The organism is Halanaerobium sp. DL-01 (assembly GCF_003338615.1).
In the GTDB taxonomy this organism is placed as follows: Bacteria; Bacillota; Halanaerobiia; order Halanaerobiales; family Halanaerobiaceae; genus QPJE01.
The window spans coordinates 16,936-38,992 of the sequence record NZ_QPJN01000010.1; the positions used below are offsets into that span (position 1 = coordinate 16,936).

Consider the following 22,057-nt stretch of genomic DNA (forward strand, 5'->3'; position numbering starts at 1 on the left):
TATAATTGGATTCTAAAATTCAAAACCTGTTTCTATACTTATTCTGTATTCGTCATCACCAAGCCAGCTCCCTTTAAGCTTTGTTTTCTCTGTAAGCAGATACTGAAAAGACCACTCCCGCTCACGTTCATCTTCGGTAAAAATAGAAGCATATTCTAAATAAAATTTATCTGATAAGTTTTTTCCTAAATAAACTGCAAACTCTCTCTCCAGGCCGTACTGATAGGTATTAATTTCCAATCGGTCCAGAGAAAGTGCAGATTCCATATCTGTTTCCAGCCTATCCACCACATCTGTCTGAAAGGCTGAATTTACAATACGTATTAATTCCTGCCTGATTACTGACTGCACTTCTATTTCTTCTCCAGTAATAGCAGAACCAAGTGCTCCCCTGCTTGTCAGGAGATTCAAAATCTCCTGCTGACTCAGTTCAGGACTGGAACTGAAGGTGGTCCGCATATTATCTACAGGTCCATCTAAATTAACTGTAATTTCTGTCCTACCGGCAAAGGTTCGGGCCAGGATCTGCAGAGAAGGAATATCATCTTCAGCAAATGGAGTAAATGTTAAAGTCCCACTCTGAAGTTCAAATCTATTGCCATAATAATTGAAGACTCCTCTTTCTGCAGTAAGTCTGCCTTCCATCCTCAGATCACCATCAGCCAGAAAAAGTCTCAAACTCCCACCAGCCACTGTAACATCAATATTAGGGTTTTTAACTCTGACATTTTTTCCAGGTGTTATATTTAAATCAAGTCTTATCTCAAAATTGTTTTCCCCACTTGAACCACTGTTGTGCGGCCACTTAAACGGAATACCAACTATAAAATCATAGGTTTTTAGATCACCGGAAACAAGTGGATTAAGCAGAGGTCCTGTCATTGAAATATCAGCATCAAAATTCCCTTTAAGTGAGCCTACATCAAAGTACAGCTCTTTTCCATTAAGATTTAGATTCCAGGCTTCATTTCCTCCGGTAAACGGCTTTATAAATCCACTGATTTTGAAATTCCCATCTCCAAATCTGCCGTTTAATGCGGAAATATCAATTTTATCACCCTTAAATTCTATATTTCCGGAATAGTTTTTAATCGGATCTGAAATATTAAGATCCAACTTCTGTCCATTAACATTAAGCTTACCTGACATTTTTGGTGCCAGTGGATCGCCACTGATTTTAACTTTTCCATCTATTAAACCATCAGTACTGTATTTTTGAGAAAAAAGAGACATAATAAGAGCAAGAGGAAATTTTTCTACCTCTAAAGCAGTATTTAGATTATTATCTTTTGGCATATATGTACTATCGACATACATATTTCCACCCTGTTTGATTGAAATATTTTCTCTGGCCGAAACTCTGGAAAAATTCTCAAGAACAATCTCTCCCTCAACTTTTTCTATAGCTGTATCATTTATTTTTAACTGATCTAAATTATGCTCCAACCTTAAAAGTGGATAATCGATACTGCCGTTTATCTGTCCTTCAAAATCGGCCCTACCTTCTGCAGAAATTTTTACTGCAGATCTTTTGTCAGTATAATTGAGCCATATATTATGGCCCTTTATATAAATTTCCAGATTATTATCGATATTTCCATTGAGAGAAAATTTACTTTTTGGAGAATCGGAAAAATTTCCGTCTAAATTTACTGCTGCCTCTGGTTCTAAAACTGTTCCTGTTATATCTACCTCTCCATTAAACAGTATTTCATCCCTAAATGGATCTATTAAAGAAAAACTGCTTAAAATACTGTTAACTGATGCTGAATCAACCATTAATTTAAGCTTTAACTCAGGCAGATCCAGCAGCTTGCTGATCTTTCCTTCTAAATTATAGTTCCCTTCAGCAGCTTTAAAAGAAAATTGGTCAAAATAAAGGCTGTTTTTAAAATATCTAAAATTACTATTCTCTATGTTTAAGTCCAGGCCATAATACTCCATTTCTTTTGAGTTTAGAGAAAATTTTACGGCCGGACTGCTTATCTGACCACTTATATTTCCATCAGCTGTGATAACTCCAGAAAATCCTTCTATATTTAAATAATCTGCAGGTACAATATTATCAATATTGAAGTTTATATCAAGACCACTGTTCAAATTATAGTTTCCAGATGCAGTCAAACTGATATTACCATCTGACACCTTCAGGTTATTGAGATTAAACTTTTCATTTTTCCTAATAACTGCTGCCTGAAGTGTTTTTAGCTCAAATTCGCGCTCAGCTGTCTTTAAAATTGTATTTTCAGAATTAATACTGAAAACTACTTTAGGATCTCTAATATTACCTGACAGATTGAGTTCAGCCTTAAGTTCTCCCGAAAAAGGGAGATCCAGCTTTAAAAAATCAGAAAGACTGCTGTAAAATAAATTTTCTGTTTTAAGTGTAATAGCAGCCTGATTGGCTGATTCGGAAAGAGGTTTATCAATATACCCTCTGCCGGTTATTTTTGCATCATCAACTCTCATTTCAAATTCTTCTATGTTTAATCTATGCTCATTATATTTAGTGCGCAGATTTATCTCTTCAATTCTATAATTTTGATACTCCAAAAAAGGCATTCTGGCCTGCAGACTTATTTCTGGATTTTTAAATTTACCACTAATTCCACCATTAACATATGATAACCTGCTGTCAAATGGTAAAACACCAAGTGAACTGAGTTCCAGCAGAGAGACATCTATTTGAGTTCCTGCATAGCGGATGGCAAAGATTTTATTGGCAAAATCTATACTTCCTATTATATCCAGTTTGCCAAGGGATGAATCAACTGCTGCTTTTCCTAAATAAATTGTGCTGTCTTTATACCAAAATGATGTGCTCAGTTTTACACTGTCATTTAAATTTTTCAGATTAAAATCCAGATTGACTTCTCCAGCAGCCGATAAATCGTTTTTACCATTATATATTCCGCCGACATTTATATCAAAATTCAATTTTTCTCCAGAAATCTGTTTTTTATAATTATCGGGAATATAATTTTGTAATCCCTCAGGTATATCAGAAAGCACTATATTATCTGCTTTAGAAGAAACAAGATATTTGCCTGAGTTAAGGGAATAATTTCCCTGCAGTGATATCTGAGCTGAAGCTGAAATCTGTGCTGAAAAATTATCTACATAAATAACTTTTTCTTCCATCCTTATGCTGGCTGCAGCCTTTTCTATATTTTTATCAAGAATATTAAATTTTTCTGCTTTCAAATCAGCTGTTATAGAAGTTAACTTTTCTCGATTACCTTCCAGTAAAGCTGATATATCGAAATTGCCTTTCTTTATATATTTATTGGATATATCCTCTGGAGAAATATCCTCTGCCTCCAGTTTTAACCTGTACCCACTCTCTTCCATATAGTCAAAAGCAGCAGTAAAAATACTGCCATTAACACTTACTTCTGTGCTGGCCATAGAAGACTTAAGCTGCGGGCCACTGAAAGCCAGCTTTGATTCCGGTATTTCTATATCCAGCTTCTGCTGCTCTAGTACAGCCTTCGGGCTGCTGTTTTCTATATCTGCCGACATAGAAGCACTGTTTAAATTTACTTCAACAGCATATTCTTCTACTGTTAGATTTTTCATCTCAAGAAAAGTATTTATATCAGCAGTTCCATTTAAAGATCGGAGATCTACCCTATAATCTGCATAAGAAAGCTGTTCTGCATTAATATAATCCTCCAAAAAATGCAGGGGTAAATTTCTACTTTCTGCTGCTAGAATTAATTTTCCATTTCTGTAATCTAAAGAAGCCTTCAGTTCATCCAGCTGCAGATCTTTTATCTTATTTTTCTGTCCTAAATTTAAATAATTTATTTCTGCCGTTCCGTTAAAATTAAGCTCAAACTCGGTTGTTTGAACAGCAGAAAGTGATAGACTAAAATTATTAAGCTTAAACTGATAATCTTCCAGTTTGGAATTTAATTTCCCATCACTTATATTAACTACAAGTCCACTAAAAAATTCAGGTAGAACCATCTCCATATCCCTAATCTCTTGATCCTTCTGAATTTCTTTATCAAAAAACAGATTATTAATTTCTACTGCTGGACTTTTGAGTTTAATTAAATCTAGCTCAAGCCAGTTTTTATCACCTGCAAAAAAATTGAAGTGATAGATAAGATTTACTTCTTCAATATCAATATTATTATGAAAGTCATCAGTAAAACTCACTTCAGTTAGATTTATCTTTGTTAAGGGCCAAAAAGAAATTTCTGCAACGGAAATCTCTCCTCCTATAATTTCCTCCAGAAAGTTTATTATATCTTCTTTTAAAAATTGAGGCACTCCTACTGCAATATTCAAAAAATAAACTGCTATAATAAAAACAGTAAGGACACCCAGCAGAAATTTCAACCGCTTATCCATATAAAAACCTCCACCGCAAAAATAAAATGGCTGCAGCCCGGGCGATATACCCGGGCATTTTAACTATTCATTAGAAAGATTAATATTTTTAGGGTTCATCTTTTGCGGATATTTCACCTTCAGAACTTTCTGCTGTATCTTTTTCTTTTATCTCTATTTCAAGATTCAGGCTCCCCTCAAGCACATGATCTGTACTAAAAATCTCCTTTATCTCCTCTTTAGATGAACTCCTGCCTTTTTCTTCCTTTTCAGCCTTTTCTTTCTGCATATTATCTTCTCTTTTTTCATCCTGAACCGTTTTTTCTGCTCCCTCACATTCTGGAGAAGGATAACTGCTTTCTGTATACTCAGATCCATTGTAGGCGGGATAAACCTGAACTATTAAATCATTGTTGTCCGGCTTTTTCATATACTCCTTAAGCATAGATTCAAAACTTTTATGGCCGGCAACTTCTGCTTCATTTAAAGGAGCAGACTGTGTTTGTGTTTCGGCATCTTCGGGCCGGGCAGTCTCTCCAGTGTAGCCTCCATCAATAAATAAAGTTGCCACCCCTTTTTCAACATCGTCCGGCAGTTTGATTGAAACATTTCTGGTAAATACATCGCTTCTATAGGGATGTAGAGTTACTTTCACTTCCACTTCATCACCAGGATAGATTTCGTCATTCAGCACTTTTGCTTCCTGAATCAGTGCCACACTATCAGTTTTTTGAAAATCTAATTCAAGCCTTATATCTATTAAATTTATATCTTTAAAAGGGTTTCTAGCAATCAAATTAAGCAGCTGATAAAAGTCATAAAGTGCCATACTCCCTATATCCTTCTGACTGTAGTACATATTTGTTGAGATTATCTGCAGATCAGGTAACCCTTTGCCCATTATCTTCAGCCTGGAGCGGGCGGTTCCTGGACCAATTCTGTCCAGCGAAGAATCCACAGCCTGAAGGGCTGCACTGTTTGCAAGTGAGGTCAGCAGAAATTCGTCATTAACTATCTGCAGAGAAATCTCCTCTTTAAGCTCATTATTTTCTGATATAGAGATGTGTAGAGGTATAATATGCGGATATTGACCCAGCCTTCCTGCTATACCTGCACCTCTATCCTGTGTAATTGAACCAATCAACCTTGAATATGGTGAACCCAGCTTAAATGGCTGTTCTTCACTGGGAACTATTCCATTAATATACGCCCTGCTGAGCAGATAATCGACCTCACCCCTGTTTGTAAATGGATGACCAAATGCTATCACTTTATTTTGATCAATATATGACAGAGTGCCAATTGAAGCCACATTGATATCACCTCTAACAAGCTGTACAGCGATAGCTTCGCCAGCTTCCGGTCGAACTGTACTTTTATCCGATTCTTTAATCCCATTATTGGGTAATACTTTAAGATTGAGATGGGATAGATCATCTTTTAGCATTTCCAGTGCTCTTCCATTAAGCCCACTTACCATCAATGGTGAGCTACTGGCAGCCAGATTTTTGGCTAAATTTAACCTGCTGTTTTTAAGATCCGTTCTGTTATCCAGATCAGAGTTTATCTCCTCTTCTAAATCAATCTTTTCCAGCAGATCCAGCATATCTTCTACTGGAGTAACAAGACCATAGCGGTGGTCACTAAATGACCAGCCATAGGCTATGGCTCCGACCATCCTGTCATCAATATAAACAGGACTTCCACTCATACCTGCAGCAATTCCACCTATCTTCTCTATTTTATCTCCATATGTTTTGACAAGTATCAGGTCACCACTGATACCTCTGTTTTTCAAAACATCAATAATTTCAACTGGAAATTTTTCTACCTCAGTCCCAGAAAAAACTGTTTTTCCATATCCCTGCATACCGGCTTTAACCTCATTTAAAGGCATAATTTCTTCGGCTGCAGATACTGTTATTGAACAAATGAGCAGTATTATAATAATAAAAAATAAAATCCTTTTTTTATTCAAAATATCAATCCTCTCCTTTATTTTAGGAGGAGATGCTGTGATCCGCGGTTCCAAGTACATCTGCCAGCCTATCTATCTCACTCAACGCCTGTCCTGTTCCTTCTGCAACACAAATAAGTGGTTCATCTGTCACAAAAACAGATACTTCTGTCACTGCACTTATATATCTATCCAGACCTTTAAGCAGAGACCCTCCACCTGTTAAAATAATACCCCTTTCAACGATATCTGCAGAAAGCTCTGGCGGGGTTTTTTCCAGAACCCTTCGGGCTGCATGACTTATATTTTCAAGCAGTTCTTTTAAAGCCTGATAGATTTCATTGGAAGAAATTTCTACATGTCTGGGCAGTCCTGTCATAAGATCTCTTCCTTTAACTTCATATATTCCATCAAAATCTGGAAGTGCACAGCCAATATTAATCTTTATCTCTTCAGCAGTAGACTCACCAATAATCAAATTATAATGTTCTCTTACATATCTTACAATAGCCTCATCGAACTTATCACCACCAACTCTAATTGATTCTCCTGCCACTATTCCACCAAGAGAAAGCACAGCGATTTCTGTTGTACCTCCACCAATATCTATTACCATATTCCCCTCTGCTTTTTCTATTTCCAGTCCAGCTCCAATTGCTGCTGCCACAGGTTCTTCTATTAAAAAAGCTTTTCTTGCTCCAACCTGAACTGCCGCTTCCAGAACTGCTCTACTTTCCACACCTGTTACACCAACAGGTATACATACCATAATTAGAGGTTTGATAAATTTGTTTTTTACACCAATTTTTTTGAGAAAACTTTTCAGCATCAGCTCTGCAACTTCAAAATTCGCAATCACCCCATCTTTTAAGGGACGAACAACCTCAATATTACCGGGAGTTCTCCCCAGCATTTTTCTTGCCTCATCTCCCACTGCAATTACTGTACGGTCATTTGTATCAAGAGCCACATATGATGACTCCTGCAGCAGAATCCCTTTGCCGTGTTCATAGATAATAACTGTAGCTGTACCGAGATCAATTGCAATTTTTTTGCTGAATTTGTTTAGGAATTTCAATATAAATACTCCTCTCGCACATTTCCTTTATTTTCCGATCATTTTATGTTTCAGACATTAATAAAATTCCAACAACCATGTATATTATATTTACAAAAAAAGTCACCAATAAATATTTCATTTCTTTAACATATTATTTCTATAAATGATCGGCAAATCCTGCTGCAGTTACTCTTTTGCTTCTCCAGACTTTATAACAGCATATTTTGTTGCAAGTGGTCCAATAACTTCTGTTATTGCTGCTGTAAGAAGAAGTGTATTAAAAATCAGCAAACCGACTTCCGGGGCTGCCGAAAACTGCCTCTGTACAGTATATGCAAGGGCAATAGCAACACCACTCTGTGGAAAAAGACCAAAACCTATATATTTCTGAACTGATTCTGGTGCACCGGAAATCCTGGCCGCCAGAGTTGATCCCCCCACCTTACCGATCATACGCGCTGTTAAGTAAGTAAAAGCTATGAGCAGAAAACTAAGGGAACCCATATTGGAAAAACGTATTTCTGTACCGGCCAGCATAAAAAACATTGCATATAAAGGTATTGTTATTGTATCAAGATATTCGGAAATCTGCAGATTTTTCTTGGCAAAATTTCTGACTGCAAAACCAACCGCCATATTTGCTATAAGTGGTGAAATATCAAAAAATAGAGATACAGCAGAAGTCCCGATTATTAATGCCACCACAGTCATTACTTTTTTGGTTTTTTCTTCAAATAATGTCAGCAGATACTGAGCAGTATATCCGGCTGCAAGCCCAAGAGCTATTGAAGCAAATATTTCAAACAGCGGCAGTAGTAAAATTTTCTGAAGCTCAATTTTGCCCCCGCCCTGAAAGCGCAGATATGCAGCAGGGCTGATTAAACTAAATATTATCAGAGCTGCAGCATCATCTATCCCAACTACAGCCATAATGGTTGAAGTTAAAGGTCCTTCAGCATTATATTCTTTTAATACCATAACTGTTGCTGCCGGAGCAGTTGCAGATGCAATTGATCCAAAAAGCAGGGCCATGTAAAGTGGCTTTCCTATTATGTAAACTGCTCCAGTTACCATAACAAAAGCACCCACTGCTTCAAAACAAACAATATAAAAAATACTTTTCCCCAGCCTTTTAAATGTCTTTATGGACAGTTCACTTCCAATTGTGAAGGCTATAAATGCTAGAGCAATTTCTGTCACATAATCCAGATTGCTGATAACAAATGTATACCAGCTGCTGATATCTTCAGTGATAAATGGCAGCATTTTTATTAAATCCGGACTGAGAAGAATACCCAAAAATACATATCCAACAACTATTGGTACTCCATATTTTTTTGCAAGAATCACAACAGACAGTCCGAGTATCAGGAAAATTCCAATTAGGTAAATCGATTTGCTGCCAACATTATTAAATACAATCCAGCTTTCCATCTGTTCTAAACTAAGCGAAATTTGACCAGCTGTATCCATGTTTCCACCTCATTTTTTACTAAAATTAATTTTTCTTTGCCTCGTCCAGTAAAAAATGAAGAAGGTCTGCCCTGGATATATATCCCTGCAGATATCCTCCATTATTTACTACAAACAAAAGAGATTCTTTATTGTTAAGCATAATGTCTGCAATTTTATTCATATCTTCATTTTCATTAACCACATCAGTGGCTTTCGACATATACTTTTCCACTCTCTCATCTCTTATATCATCAAGGTTTTCTACTGCCTGATTTACTTCATAAAAAATTCTGTGGCTTTCTATAAATCCAAACTGTTCTGGAATAATATTCTTTAATATGTTGTTGCTGTAAATTGTCCCAATAAATTTATTCTGATCATTTACCACAGGTAAAACCGACAGTTCAGATTTATACATATTTCTTATAGCGTCTTCAACCAGATCATCTGAACTTACTGAATTCATACTTCTCATCATATAATCTCTTACAATCTTCATCTATCAAACCTCCAGCTCTTCTATATGAAGTCTTTTTAGACAGCATTTAAAATCTTCTCCATTATTTAGAACAACTTTTTTGTTTTCAGCAATCCAGAGTGCAGCTGCACCACCATGTCTGTTTGCCTCTAGAAAATCAAAGCCATTTTGATATACATAATCCAAAAAGGCAGCATTATATGCATCACCTGCACCAAGCCAGTTTATTATACAGTAATCATCCGGTGTAAGTTTATATACTCTGCCATCTGCATCAAAAAGCAGTCTGTCACAGTGAAATGGTATCATCACATATTCTGCACCTCTATCCTGCATTTCCAATCCGGCTTTAATATAATCTTTTTTACTCTTGATTTCCTTATCAAGGATTGACTTGTGATGTTTAAAATATGGTGTGACAAATTCTGGTTCAGCCGAAAGGGCGAGCTTTAAGGCTTCTCCACTTGCCTGCAGATAAACTTTTTTGTCCATATTGTGGGCTATATCTATCAAAATTTTGTAGATATCAAAACCAACCCCTTCCGGAATTGATCCTGCTATTACAATTATCTCACTTTCTACAATTCCTCTTTTGTAACGTTTAATAAGATCTTCTACATCAATTTTATCCACTTTATATGTATAATCATTGTACTGTGTATAGGAAAAGGGGTTTTTACTAATGATTTTTACATTATTTCTTATTTCTTTATCAGTATAGATATAATTTGTAATTACCTTATATTTCTGAACCATCTTCTCGAAAAAAGATCCCTGTTTACCACCTACAAAACCAATGTTCTGAACATCCGGATAGGTAAATTTCTTTAAATTAATAGCTGTTAGGAGGCCTTTTCCTCCCGGATAAACCCTCAAATACTCTTCATTGTAGATAAACTGATTTTTTGTAATTTCGTTACTATCTACAAAATATTCTCTATCAATCGAAGGATTTAAAGTAACTGTTGTAATCATTAATATTCCCTCCTCATTAAATTAGCGTTACGTCAAATCAAATAGTTTTTTATGAGCCCAATTAAATCACAAAACCGCTGAAATTATTCAGCGGGCAGGAGACTAATCTGTTACTTTTTTTATTTCAGCACCAACTGAACAGAGTTTTTTTTCTATATTCTCATAACCCCGTTCAATATGGTGAATATCTCTCACCTCAGTTGTACCTTCTGCAGCCAAACCAGCCAGAATAAGAGCTGCACCTGCTCTGAGATCTGTAGCTGTTACTTCAGCACCTGTGAGGGGGCTAGGTTTTAAAAGTGCGCTGTGTCCATCAATCTTTATATCTGCTCCCATGCGTATTAATTCATCAACATGCATAAATCTATTTTCCCAGACAGTTTCTATTATCATACTTGTATTATCTGCCTGTGTAAGCAGTGCCATCATTTGCGACTGCATATCAGTTGGAAAACCCGGATAGGGGAGTGTCTTTATATCTACAGCCTTTAAATGGCCCGTTCCTTTAACTCTAACACCTGATATATCTTCCTTAAGCTCAATCCCCATTTCATGCATTTTTGCTATCAATGGTTTTACATGTTCTGTTAAAACATTACGGACATAAATATCACCACCTGTAATTGCACCTGCAATCATATATGTACCCGCCTCTATCCTGTCAGGTATAATCCTGTGTTCAGCTCCATGCAATTCATCCACACCATTTATTTTTATAACATCTGTTCCAACACCTTTTATCTCTGCCCCCATTACTGTTAAAAAGTTTGCTAAATCAACAATTTCCGGCTCTCTTGCGGCATTTTCTATTACAGTATTTCCTTCTGCCATAGTTGCAGCAAGTAAAATATTAATTGTTGCTCCCACACTGGGATAATCTAAATAAATCTGACTACCTTTAAGTTTATCTGCTTTTACCTCTACAACTCCATGCTCCATACGAACTTCAGCTCCCATTGCTCTAAATCCTTTTAAATGCAGATCAATCGGTCGGTTGCCAATATTGCAGCCTCCGGGAAGTGTTGTTCTGGCATGTCCATATTTGCTAAGCATTACCCCCAGTATATAATATGAAGCCCTCAATTTTCGAGCCAGTTCATGATCAGCTTCACATTTATTTACAGATGTTGGATCAATAATAATTGTTTTCTGCTTTACCTCAATATCTGCACCCATCTGCTCAATAATTGCACACAGATTTTTTACATCTCTGAGCTGTGGTATATCCTGAAGAACACTCTCTGAATCAGCTAGAAGTGCTGCAGCAATAATTGGCAGTGCTGCATTTTTTGCTCCACTTACTTTTATTTCTCCTCTAATAGATCTCTGTCCATTTATTATAAATTTCCCCACCTCTAAAAGCTCCTTTCTAGATTTTGCCTTTAAAGGCCGTATAATATCCTTATGCTAAATTAAATAACAAGAATTTCTCATTTGAAAATCAAAAATTCCCATATTATTTACGGCAGCCTATACAGCCTGTACCGGACAGCCTGTCCAGTATTCCAGCTTTACGGTAATTTATTTTTTCTTCCGGTGCTTTTTTCATTAATTCCTGCCAGCAGCTTTTGCACAAAACAGCTCCAGCATTCTTTATAATATTATCAGATAAACCCCGTTTTTGCAACTTTTCTTCTCTGTCAATTATCTTTCCTTTTTTTGTATTTACTGTATTTTTCCCTGCTACTGCAAGTGCGACTTCTCCTCTGAATTCTGGAGAACTTTTTCTAATAAATCTTACATCATTTTTTTGTGCCATTTCTATATATTTTTTGCTTTTATTTTTGGGAATATCTCCCCTTATTATTAATTTTTCTGCCTCAGGTAGTGAAAGTACTTCGTTTATTTCCGGATATACTGCTTTATCCATTACCTGATTATAATTGAGATAAGCTATAATTCTTTCTTCAAATTCACCTAAATATCTGTTTTTTTCTCCCTTTTTTATTTCTTTAGGACCAAAAGCACCATCTCTAACAGTCTGCTCCAATTTATTGTTATTATTACTTTTATTCATTAAAACTTACCTCCTGATATCATTTTATCACTTCTACAGCTTTATGCAAAATCAACTTATAAAAAAAGAGAGCTTCTCAGCTCTCTAAAGAATAATATATTTTTTTATTTTGCTTTATCTCTACCTGCCATAGCTGCCGAGAGAGTGCCCTTTATGCTGGGCTGCTTTTAATCTTGCAATAGCTCTCTCATAGGCAGCTTCTGCTCTAACAAAATCAATACTATCTTTTTCAGACTCCATTCTTTCTTTTGCCCGTTTTTTTGCTGCTTCTGCTCTTTCTACATCTATTTCTTCCGGCATCTCTGCAGTTCTAACTACAAGATTTATTCTATCAGGCTGAACTTCCATAAAACCTTCACTTATAGCTATTTCTGTATCTTCTCCATCTTTACGAATCTTTACAATACCTATCTTCATTGCTGTAACAAGTGGAGCATGTCTGGGTAAAATACCAATAAGTCCATCTATAGCTGGTCCTTCAAGCATATCAATTTTGTCACTGTAAACAAGTTTTTGTGGGGTTACTATATCAAGCTGAATTTTTGGATCAGCAGCCATGGACTACTCACCTTCTTCCAGCCGTTTGGCTTTTTCCTCAGCTTCTTCGATAGTACCTACCATATAAAACGCCTCTTCTGGCAGATCATCATAGCGCCCTTCCAGAATACCTTTAAAGCCTCTAATGGTATCATCAATTTCTACATAGCGGCCTGGTGTACCAGTAAACTGTTCTGCTACAAAAAATGGCTGAGATAAGAATCTTTCTATTCTTCTGGCTCTATTTACAACAATTTTATCTTCTTCAGAAAGTTCATCCATTCCCAGGATTGCAATTATATCCTGCAGATCTTTGTATTCCTGAAGAATCTCCTGTACCTGACGCGCAATTTGATAGTGTTCTTCACCAATAATCCGGGGATCCAGTATATTGGATGTTGAATCAAGAGGATCTACCGCCGGATAAATACCTTTTTCCACTATATCTCTAGAAAGTACAGTTGTAGCATCAAGGTGAGCAAAGGTTGTCGCTGGAGCAGGGTCTGTCAAATCATCTGCAGGGACATAAACTGCCTGTACAGATGTAATAGAACCCTTTTTGGTTGAAGTAATTCTCTCCTGAAGCGCACCAACATCATATGCCAGAGTAGGCTGATAACCAACCGCTGAAGGCATTCTACCTAAAAGTGCAGAAACCTCAGAACCTGCCTGAATAAAACGAAATATATTATCAATAAACAGAAGTACATCCTGTCCGGCTTCATCACGGAAGTATTCAGCCATTGTAAGCCCAGTCAGTCCAACTCTCATACGGGCTCCAGGCGGCTCGTTCATCTGGCCAAAAACCATGGCCACTTTATCCAGTATTTCTGCTTCCTGAAATTCCAGCCAGAGGTCATTACCCTCTCTGGTTCTTTCACCTACACCTGAGAAAACAGAGTATCCTCCGTGTTCTGTAGCAATATTATTAATCAGTTCCTGAATTAGTACAGTCTTTCCTACACCTGCACCTCCAAACAATCCAACTTTACCACCACGGGTATATGGTGCAAGAAGGTCAATTACTTTGATACCTGTTTCAAAAAGTTCGGTTGATGTCTCCTGTTCTTCAAACGTTGGAGCCGGGCGGTGAATCGGCATTCTTTCATCAGTAGTTACCTCTCCCCGGTTATCAATTGTCTCGCCCAGGACATTAAAAACTCGCCCCAGTACTCCTTCTCCAACCGGTGTACTGATTGGATCTCCCTGATCTACAGCTTCCATTCCTCTAACAAGACCATCTGTAGAAGACATTGCAACTGAACGAACCCGGTTATCGCCGAGCTGCTGCATAACTTCACAGGTTAAATCTATGTCGTTCTCTTCATTTTTTATCTTAATGGCATTATAGATTTTAGGTAATTTCCCGCCGGGAAACTCTATATCAACTACCGGACCGATTACCTGAATCACTCTGCCAATATTTTGGTCACTCACACAAATTCCTCCTTTATCAAAACTTTATTTTAAAGCTTCCGCACCGCCAACTATTTCGGTGATTTCTTTTGTTATTTCTGCCTGACGTGCTCTATTATACTTCAGAGTCAGATTATCTATCATTTCATTTGCATTTTCAGTTGCAGAATCCATAGCGGTCATCCTGGCGCCAAATTCACTGGCTTTTGATTCCAGAAGGGCCGAATAAATTACATTTATTAAATACTGTGGCAGGATATTGTCAAAAACTTCAGCAGGTGAAGGTTCAAATATATAATCAACATAATTTTTCTCCCCTTCAGCTGCTGCATTGTCCTCTACTTTTGGAGCCTCATCAGCAAATTTTTTTACCGGCAGAAGCTGCAGTGAGTTCACTTTCTGACTTATTGCAGAATTAAAATGTGTATAGATAATACTCACCTTATCTACATCACCTTCTCTAAAATGATGTATAATTTCGTCAGCTAGCTTATTTGCAAAATCATAACCAGGATAATCATCAAGCTGTACATATTCGGACATGATGTCAGCACTGCGTCGGCTAAAGTAATCTCTTATCACACGTCCCAGCAGCATTAAAGAAGCTTCTTTTTGTTTTTTCATTAATTCCTCTGTTTTTGCTATAACTTTACTGTTATATGCACCACAGAGTCCTCGGTCACCAGAAATAGCAATTATGAGATGCCTGTCACCCTCTCTTTCTGCAAGCAGAGGATGATTTAGACCTTCACTGGTTCTTGAAAAAACACCTGTTAAAACTTCAACAGTTTTATTGAAAAAAGGTCTGGCATCTTCTGCTCTATCCTGAGCATTTCTTAATTTGGCTGCCGCAACCATCTTCATGGCCCTGGTTATTTTCTGAGTGTTTTTTACACTACCTATTCTACGCTGTATATCGCGCATATTCTGCATTATTAAATCACCTCAGCTTCCTCTGCTTCGGTTTTTTCTTCTTTTTCTGCTTCATCTGATTTGCTGTCTTTGTCCAGATCTTCGGAATCTGTATCAACAATTTTATTCTCCCTTACCTGAAACATATTTTTAAATTCTTTTATTGCTGAATTTAATTTTTCTTTTAATTCATCAGATAATTTCTCTGTTTCTTTAATTTCTTTTCCAATCTCTGGATAATTGCTGTCCAAAAAGGACAGGAACTCTTTTTCAAATCTGCCCAGATTATCAACCGGAAGATCATCAAGATGACCATTTACAACAGAATATATAATAATTACCTGTTCTTCTACCGGCATTGGAGAATACTGATCCTGTTTAAGTATTTCCACTATTCTTTCTCCACGTGCCAGCTTCTGCTGTGTTGTTTTGTCCAGATCTGAGCCAAACTGTGAAAAAGCCTCCAGCTCTCGATACTGAGAAAGGTCCAGCCTCAGAGTTCCGGCAACATCTTTCATGGCCTTAATCTGTGCATTACCACCAACACGAGATACCGAAATACCTACATTAACAGCAGGTCTTACACCTGAGAAGAAAAGTTCACTTTCCAGATATATCTGACCATCTGTAATAGAAATTACATTTGTAGGAATATATGCCGAAACATCACCTGCCTGTGTCTCAATTATTGGAAGTGCTGTCAGAGACCCACCTCCATTTTCTTCATTAAGCTTTGCAGCTCTTTCAAGAAGACGGGAATGAAGATAAAATACATCACCAGGATATGCTTCACGGCCAGGCGGCCTCCTCAAAAGAAGTGACATGGCTCTGTAAGCAACAGCATGTTTGGAAAGATCATCATATATGACAAGAACATCTCTATCCTGCTCATACATAAAATATTCTCCCATTGCACAGCCGGCATATGGAGCAATATATCTGATCGGAGCTGGTTCACTGGCAGTAGCAGAAACTACTATAGTGTAATCCATTGCTCCTTCTTCTTTTAATCTTTCAGTTAGCTGTGCTACTGTAGAGTTCTTCTGACCAATAGCAACATATATACATATTACATCATTATCTTTCTGATTTATAATTGTATCTATACCGATCGCTGTTTTTCCAGTCTGTCGGTCACCAATAATTAATTCGCGCTGACCTCTGCCGATTGGTGTCATTGAATCAATAGCTTTTAATCCAGTCTGTAGAGGTACTTCCACCGGCTGTCTTTCAACAACACCGGGTGCCTCTGATTCAACAGGTCTGTATTTATCACTTTCAATTGATCCTTTACCATCAAGCGGCTGTCCAAGTGGATTCACTACTCTTCCCAATAGGCTTTCTCCAACTGGAACCTCTACAACACGTCCGGTTCTCTTTACATCATCACCTTCTTCAACTTTCTTTTCATCCCCTAGAAGAACAACACCAATATTATCTTCTTCAAGGTTAAGTGCCATACCAAAGACACCATTTGGAAATTCGAGAAGTTCTCCAGACATGGCATCATCAAGTCCATATACATGTGCAATACCATCCCCAACATCGAGAACAGTACCAACACCTACAGACTCTATTTTTTTTCCATAATTTTCTATCTCTTTTTTTATGATAGAACTAATTTCTTCAGGTCTCAATTTCAAATTAATTCACCCCTAACTTACTTACTGGTATCATTTTAAGATTTTCATGTAGCTTGTCCAGGTGATACCTGATACTGCCATCAATTATGTAATCTTCAATCTTCATTACCAGGCCACCAATAATATCAGGATTCACCCTGCTGTTAATTATAATTGTATAATCTAACATTTCGTCCAGTTTCGCCTTCAATTTTTCCCGGCTTTTCTGGCTCATTTCTACAGCAGTACTTACTTCAACATGCAGGATTTTTTCTTCTTTATCAACAAGTTTATTAAATTCTTTATAAATACTTTCAAAACTGTATTCCCTGCGTTTATCAATTAAAATAAATATAAAGTTAAGTACTTCTGCCTCTATTTGATCTTTAAATATTTTTTCTATTATAGTTTTTTTATCTTCAGGTAAAATTCTTTTATGAAACAAAACTTCTTTTAAATCTTCATTTTTCTCCACAGTTTCCCAGAAAGAATTTAGATTTTCACGAAATTTTGTTAATTTATCTTTTTCTTTCCCCAGAGAAAAAAATGCTCTGCTGTATTTAGATGCTATTTCATTTTTCATTTAATTTCACCCAGCTTATCACTATCTAATTCATCTATAAATTGATTTATCATCACTTCGTGTTTTTCTTCATCCAGCTGCTCCTGGATCAGCTGGCCGGCAGCAAGAACTGTAAACGAAGCAATTTTATTCCTCATTTCAGCCATAGTTTCTTTGCGCATCTGTTCTATTTCTTCCATCTTTTTCTCTTTTACTTTTTCTGCTTTCTCTTCTGCTTCTTTTATAATGTTTTTGGCTCGTTTATTAGCCCTGGTTTCTGCATTATCAATAATTTTCTGAGCTTCACTTCTAGCATCTTTCAATTTTTGCTCATACTGGGCCTTAAGATCTGCAGCTTCAGATTTCATTTTTTCTGCTTCATCTAAATCACCATTAATCTGTGCAGCTCGACTGTCCAGCATATCTTTAATGGGTGTATAAAGAAATCTTCTTAATAAAAAAAGTAATATAAAGAAGTTTAATACTTCCCAAAACATGGTAGCATTAATATTAACCAAGAGTACATTCACCTCCTGAACCTAAGTTCATATATTATAAAACCTAAACATCTAGGTAATTATATTCTCATCCCACCTATTCGGTGGGAAATTTGGTTCTGATCTTAATTATTCTGTGCTTTAAAATAATACCAGAAAGTCAGGAGAAAAATCTCCCGACTTAAACACAGACTTATATAGTAAAGATCAAAACAATAGCTATAACCAGAGAATAGATACCTGTTGACTCAGCAACTGCCTGACCAAGAAGCATAGTAGTAATAATATTACCTCTTGCTTCAGGATCTCTTGCTACAGATTCAACAGCTTTTCCAGCAGCATATCCCTGACCAACACCTGGACCAATACCTGCAATCATTGCAAAACCTGCTCCGAGCAGAGCTGCTGCTCTAATAATAGTTTCAGCTACTTGTGGTGAAAATTCTACCATTATAATTTCCTCCTTTCAATATTAAAAAACAAAAATATTATTTATACTCATCAATTTTACTTTGAAAAGTATCCTTAAATAAATCAATGACAGACCACAAAACAACAGTAAATTTCATCATAAATAATCCCACAGCTGCAGCCAGAAAATTAATTCTAGTATTTCTTGCAGATGTAAAAAGAACTATAAAATACAGGGCATATTCAATAAAATATCTGTTTCTGATAAATTTTTCTGCTTTTTCCATGTTCATATCAAGTGCCCTGCGGATATTATTATATTTAATTCTCAAAAGAAGTGTGCTGATAATGAGTCCAAATATAAATCCAAGAAAAACATCAAATGATCCTGCAATAAGTGATGAAATAATAGGAAACAGTGAAATTAAGTAGGTCTTTTTGATAATTTCTTTCTGCATTTTAACCGGATCCTGGATTTCTTTCATCAGCAAAACTCCCCTTAAGTATTAAAAACAAGAAAAATAGCGATTACAAGTGAATATATACCGGTTGAACCGGATATAATCTGTCCTAAAAGCATTGTTGTAATTATAGCGCCTCTGGCCTGAGGCTGCCGTCTTACCGCAGAGGTCGCCTTACCAGCAGCATATCCCATACCGATCCCGGGACCAACTCCTGCTATTAAAGCTGCTCCTGCACCAATTAATGAAGCAGTACGTATTACTGTTCTGATTACTTCTGGAGAAAACTCTATCATAAAGAAAAGCCTCCTTTCGCAAAAAACAAATTAAGATTTAGCAACAGAAATATAAGCAATTGCTACCATACCAAAAATAAGTGCCTGTATCATACCAACAAAAAAATCAAACCAGGCATGTAGTGGAACAGGTACAAGTGCCGGTGCTGCTTGATAAATCAATGTCATTATTATTCCCCCACCAACAATATTCCCAAAAAGACGGAATGAGTGAGAAATAGGTTTTGCAAGTTCACCAATAACATTGATAGGAAGTAGAAAAATAACAGGCTCGGCAAAACTTTTTATATATCCCCACACTCCATGCTCTCTCATTCCTTCTAATTGAACCACTATAAAAACCACTAAGGCAAGACCTAATGTTGTATTCAAATCACCTGTTGGACTCGTAACCCCTGGTACCAGACCAATTAAATTACTGAAACCAACATAAATAAATATTGTGGCTATAAAAGGTAAAAACCTCCATCCTTCATTTGGAAGCATAGGTTCAATCTGATCGTAGATGAGTTCAATTATCATCTCGGCAACATTTTGTTTTCCTTCCGGCCTCATTTTTAAATTTGAAGTTAAATATTTTGCCAGTATCAAAATTAAAATTACCGATACCCAACCAACTATCAAAGTATCTGTAACAGGCAGATATTCCTTATTGAAAAGGTAAAATTTTATCTGTGGTCCTGGATTCAAAATCAGCGCCTCCTTTCAAATTAATTAACTAAAAATTAAAAAATTTAATGTTGTAATGCTGAATATTCAATCTAATGTATTTAAAATCAGTTTATAAACTGCATAAAACCCGGCAATAACTCCTGTAATCAGCCCTGCTAATTTAAATAAAAGTTCAAATCCAATTAGATAATCGATAAAATATCCAATACCAAAACCAATTCCGGCTGAAACAACAATCATCAATCCAACCTGTGTCAAAAGAGACATTGCTTTAATTATACGACGCCAGTCTTCCTGTTTCATAATTATCTAACCTTTTTTAATATTGTATTACATAAAAAAACAACTTGCAAACAATATTTGTGAAAAAATTAACTATTTTTTTCCCTTATTTGAAATTAACTCCCTTTATGTTTTACTAATTAACTCTAAGATACTAAAACAGTTTTAATCTATTTTAAAGTTGAAAAATGGAAAAACTCCTTTTTATTGTATTACCGTTATTAAAAATTATCTGTTAAACGATAACATTTTTAACAGCTGTCTTCTAATGATTTCCCATCTACGGGCATTTCCACAGAAAAAATTCCCAACCTGCGGGCACCATATATAACTGCAGCAATAACTGCAGCAATAATAATTAAAGCATTCTCAAAATTGGATCCATTGACTATTAGTGCAACTATACCAAGAATTATACTAATTAAGTAAACAGACAGCACAGCCTGTTTTTGATTAAGTCCTATGGCAAGCAGCCTGTGATGTATATGTCCGTGGTCTGCTTCTCCAATCGGTTTTTTGTTAAAAAGACGCCTAATGATAGCAAAAGCTGTATCAAATATAGGTACACCTAAAGCTAAAACTGGAACAAAAACGGTAACTGCTGCTGCACTTTTTAAGGCACCGGTGATTGATATTGCAGCAATAATATATCCGGTAAACATGGCTCCTGTATCACCCATAAAAATACGAGCCGGATTAAAGTTATATTTCAAAAAACCAAGACAGCTTCCGGCCATTATTACAGCCAGCATAGAAGCTGTAAGCTGATTTTCCTGCAGTCCAACAGCAAAAAGTGTAAAAACAGCAATTACAGATACACCTGCCGCCAGACCATCCAGTCCATCTATAAGATTGATAGTATTTGTTATGCTGACAATCCAGAAAATTGTAAAAGGTGCTGAATAAATCCCCAGAAAAAGCAGCCCTCCAAAGGGATTTGTAATAAACTCTATTTCCACACCATAAAAAAGAAGAATAGATGCAGCTGCAATCTGGCCTGTAAACTTAACCAGAGCAGATAGTTCATATTTATCATCTATTAACCCCAAAATAAGTATTAAAGTTCCACCAATAATTATACCTTCAATAGTCCTGTTTAAAGGCATAAATAGTAGCAGAGTAATAATAAAAGAAAGATAAATTGCAATTCCACCTGCAGTCGGAACCGCTCTTCTGTTTATTTTTCTCTGCCCGGGTTTGTCTATAAATCCTGCCACAGGGGCAAACTTTATAACAAGTGGTGTAAAAATAAAGGACAGTATTAAGCTGATGAGAAGTGCAGAAAAATAAAACAAATCACTCTACCTCCAGTTTTTCAGTTGGTACCGTAGTTGGTACCGGGTACATATCGCCTTAGTTGGTACCGGGTACGAAAAGGCCTTTTCGTACCCGGTACAAGTGGCACAAGTGGCAGCAGTTATTTTGTACCATAAAGGCGGTCTCCAGCATCTCCAAGTCCTGGCACTATGTAAGCATGATCATTTAATTTTTCATCTATAGCTGCTGTCCAGATATCTATATCAGGATGCGCATCCTGAATTTTTTTGATTCCTTCTGGAGCTGCTATTAAAACCATCAGCTTTATATTTCTGGGGGCTCTTTCTTTAATAAATTTGATAGCTGTCATAGCAGAAACACCTGTAGCAAGCATAGGGTCAACTATTATAAGTTCTCTTTCTTCAACATCAGTGGGTAATTTACAGTAATATTCGACTGCTTCCAGAGTATCTGGATCGCGATAAAGTCCAATATGACCAACTTTTGCAGCTGGAATTAATTTTAATATACCATCCAGCATACCCAAACCTGCCCTCAATATTGGAACAATCCCTATTTTTTTACCAGAAATCATATTGAATTTTTGTTTCTTAATTGGTGTTTCAACTTCTATTTTTTCCAGAGGCAAATCTCTTGTTACTTCATATGCCATCAGTGTCGCAACTTCATCTACCAGCTCTCTAAATTCCTTAGGTCCCGTATTTTTATCACGAATTAAAGTTAACTTGTGCTGAATTAATGGGTGATCTACAACATGTACTCTGCCCAAATTAAAATCCCCTTCCTGTAAATTATATTTTTGTTTTATGCGTTGATAAAATTAATTCA

At 36.4% G+C, this 22,057-nt stretch carries 21 protein-coding genes; all 21 read right to left on the minus strand.

Annotated elements, in window-relative coordinates; translation table 11 throughout:
• Positions 1–12 precede the first annotated feature (12 nt).
• The 21 genes from DER71_RS05090 to upp all read right to left on the minus strand — a co-directional run bounded on the left by DER71_RS05090 (position 13) and on the right by upp (position 21,998).
• Positions 13–4,362, minus strand: coding sequence for a translocation/assembly module TamB domain-containing protein (locus tag DER71_RS05090; protein WP_114457895.1), 4,350 nt, complete (start codon positions 4,360–4,362; stop codon positions 13–15).
• 88 nt (positions 4,363–4,450) lie between these two features.
• On the minus strand, positions 4,451–6,319 hold the full coding sequence (locus tag DER71_RS05095; RefSeq protein WP_233486994.1) for a SpoIVB peptidase S55 domain-containing protein: 1,869 nt from the start codon (positions 6,317–6,319) through the stop codon (positions 4,451–4,453).
• A gap of 22 nt (positions 6,320–6,341) precedes the next feature.
• A complete protein-coding gene (locus tag DER71_RS05100) occupies positions 6,342–7,376 on the minus strand; it encodes a rod shape-determining protein (RefSeq protein WP_114457896.1) in 1,035 nt (344 codons plus the stop codon).
• A 168-nt stretch (positions 7,377–7,544) separates the two neighbouring features.
• Positions 7,545–8,831, minus strand: coding sequence for a cation:proton antiporter (locus DER71_RS05105; RefSeq protein WP_114457897.1), 1,287 nt, complete (start codon positions 8,829–8,831; stop codon positions 7,545–7,547).
• Positions 8,832–8,856: 25 nt separating this feature from the next.
• Positions 8,857–9,312, minus strand: a complete 456-nt coding sequence (locus tag DER71_RS05110; RefSeq protein ID WP_114474378.1) for an HPP family protein — start codon at positions 9,310–9,312, stop codon at positions 8,857–8,859.
• A gap of 3 nt (positions 9,313–9,315) precedes the next feature.
• Positions 9,316–10,266, minus strand: coding sequence for a 1-phosphofructokinase family hexose kinase (locus DER71_RS05115; RefSeq protein WP_114457899.1), 951 nt, complete (start codon positions 10,264–10,266; stop codon positions 9,316–9,318).
• Positions 10,267–10,368: 102 nt separating this feature from the next.
• Positions 10,369–11,619 carry a UDP-N-acetylglucosamine 1-carboxyvinyltransferase gene (locus DER71_RS05120; RefSeq protein ID WP_114457900.1) on the minus strand — a complete coding sequence of 417 codons (1,251 nt, stop codon included), beginning with the start codon at positions 11,617–11,619 and terminating at the stop codon, positions 10,369–10,371.
• A gap of 103 nt (positions 11,620–11,722) precedes the next feature.
• The gene (locus DER71_RS05125; RefSeq protein WP_114457901.1) at positions 11,723–12,283 is read right to left on the minus strand and encodes a YueI family protein; all 561 of its coding nucleotides are present in this window, start codon (positions 12,281–12,283) and stop codon (positions 11,723–11,725) included.
• A gap of 120 nt (positions 12,284–12,403) precedes the next feature.
• Positions 12,404–12,841 carry a F0F1 ATP synthase subunit epsilon gene (locus DER71_RS05130; protein ID WP_114457902.1) on the minus strand — a complete coding sequence of 146 codons (438 nt, stop codon included), beginning with the start codon at positions 12,839–12,841 and terminating at the stop codon, positions 12,404–12,406.
• Positions 12,842–12,844: 3 nt separating this feature from the next.
• The gene (atpD, locus tag DER71_RS05135) at positions 12,845–14,257 is read right to left on the minus strand and encodes a F0F1 ATP synthase subunit beta (RefSeq protein WP_114457903.1); all 1,413 of its coding nucleotides are present in this window, start codon (positions 14,255–14,257) and stop codon (positions 12,845–12,847) included.
• 24 nt (positions 14,258–14,281) lie between these two features.
• A complete protein-coding gene (atpG, locus tag DER71_RS05140; protein ID WP_114474379.1) occupies positions 14,282–15,169 on the minus strand; it encodes an ATP synthase F1 subunit gamma in 888 nt (295 codons plus the stop codon).
• A 2-nt stretch (positions 15,170–15,171) separates the two neighbouring features.
• A complete protein-coding gene (gene atpA / locus DER71_RS05145; protein WP_114457905.1) occupies positions 15,172–16,791 on the minus strand; it encodes a F0F1 ATP synthase subunit alpha in 1,620 nt (539 codons plus the stop codon).
• Between the two features lies 1 nt (position 16,792).
• Positions 16,793–17,353, minus strand: a complete 561-nt coding sequence (atpH, locus tag DER71_RS05150; protein WP_114457906.1) for an ATP synthase F1 subunit delta — start codon at positions 17,351–17,353, stop codon at positions 16,793–16,795.
• On the minus strand, positions 17,350–17,850 hold the full coding sequence (gene atpF, locus DER71_RS05155) for a F0F1 ATP synthase subunit B (RefSeq protein ID WP_114457907.1): 501 nt from the start codon (positions 17,848–17,850) through the stop codon (positions 17,350–17,352). Before atpF ends, atpH begins: the two co-directional genes overlap by 4 nt.
• Before the next feature lie 172 nt (positions 17,851–18,022).
• Complete coding sequence (atpE, locus tag DER71_RS05160) at positions 18,023–18,280, minus strand: ATP synthase F0 subunit C (RefSeq protein ID WP_114457908.1); 258 nt, start codon at positions 18,278–18,280, stop codon at positions 18,023–18,025.
• Between the two features lie 37 nt (positions 18,281–18,317).
• Positions 18,318–18,725 (minus strand): ATP synthase subunit I, encoded by a 408-nt coding sequence (locus DER71_RS05165; RefSeq protein ID WP_114457909.1) that lies wholly within the window; start codon positions 18,723–18,725, stop codon positions 18,318–18,320.
• 14 nt (positions 18,726–18,739) lie between these two features.
• Positions 18,740–18,997, minus strand: coding sequence for an ATP synthase F0 subunit C (gene atpE, locus DER71_RS05170; RefSeq protein ID WP_114457910.1), 258 nt, complete (start codon positions 18,995–18,997; stop codon positions 18,740–18,742).
• 30 nt (positions 18,998–19,027) lie between these two features.
• Positions 19,028–19,687, minus strand: a complete 660-nt coding sequence (gene atpB, locus DER71_RS05175; RefSeq protein ID WP_114457911.1) for a F0F1 ATP synthase subunit A — start codon at positions 19,685–19,687, stop codon at positions 19,028–19,030.
• A 66-nt stretch (positions 19,688–19,753) separates the two neighbouring features.
• The gene (locus tag DER71_RS05180; RefSeq protein ID WP_114457912.1) at positions 19,754–19,972 is read right to left on the minus strand and encodes an AtpZ/AtpI family protein; all 219 of its coding nucleotides are present in this window, start codon (positions 19,970–19,972) and stop codon (positions 19,754–19,756) included.
• Positions 19,973–20,202: 230 nt separating this feature from the next.
• A complete protein-coding gene (locus tag DER71_RS05185; protein ID WP_114457913.1) occupies positions 20,203–21,246 on the minus strand; it encodes a glycosyltransferase family 4 protein in 1,044 nt (347 codons plus the stop codon).
• A gap of 122 nt (positions 21,247–21,368) precedes the next feature.
• The gene (gene upp, locus DER71_RS05190) at positions 21,369–21,998 is read right to left on the minus strand and encodes a uracil phosphoribosyltransferase (protein WP_114457914.1); all 630 of its coding nucleotides are present in this window, start codon (positions 21,996–21,998) and stop codon (positions 21,369–21,371) included.
• Between the last annotated feature and the right edge of the window lie 59 nt (positions 21,999–22,057).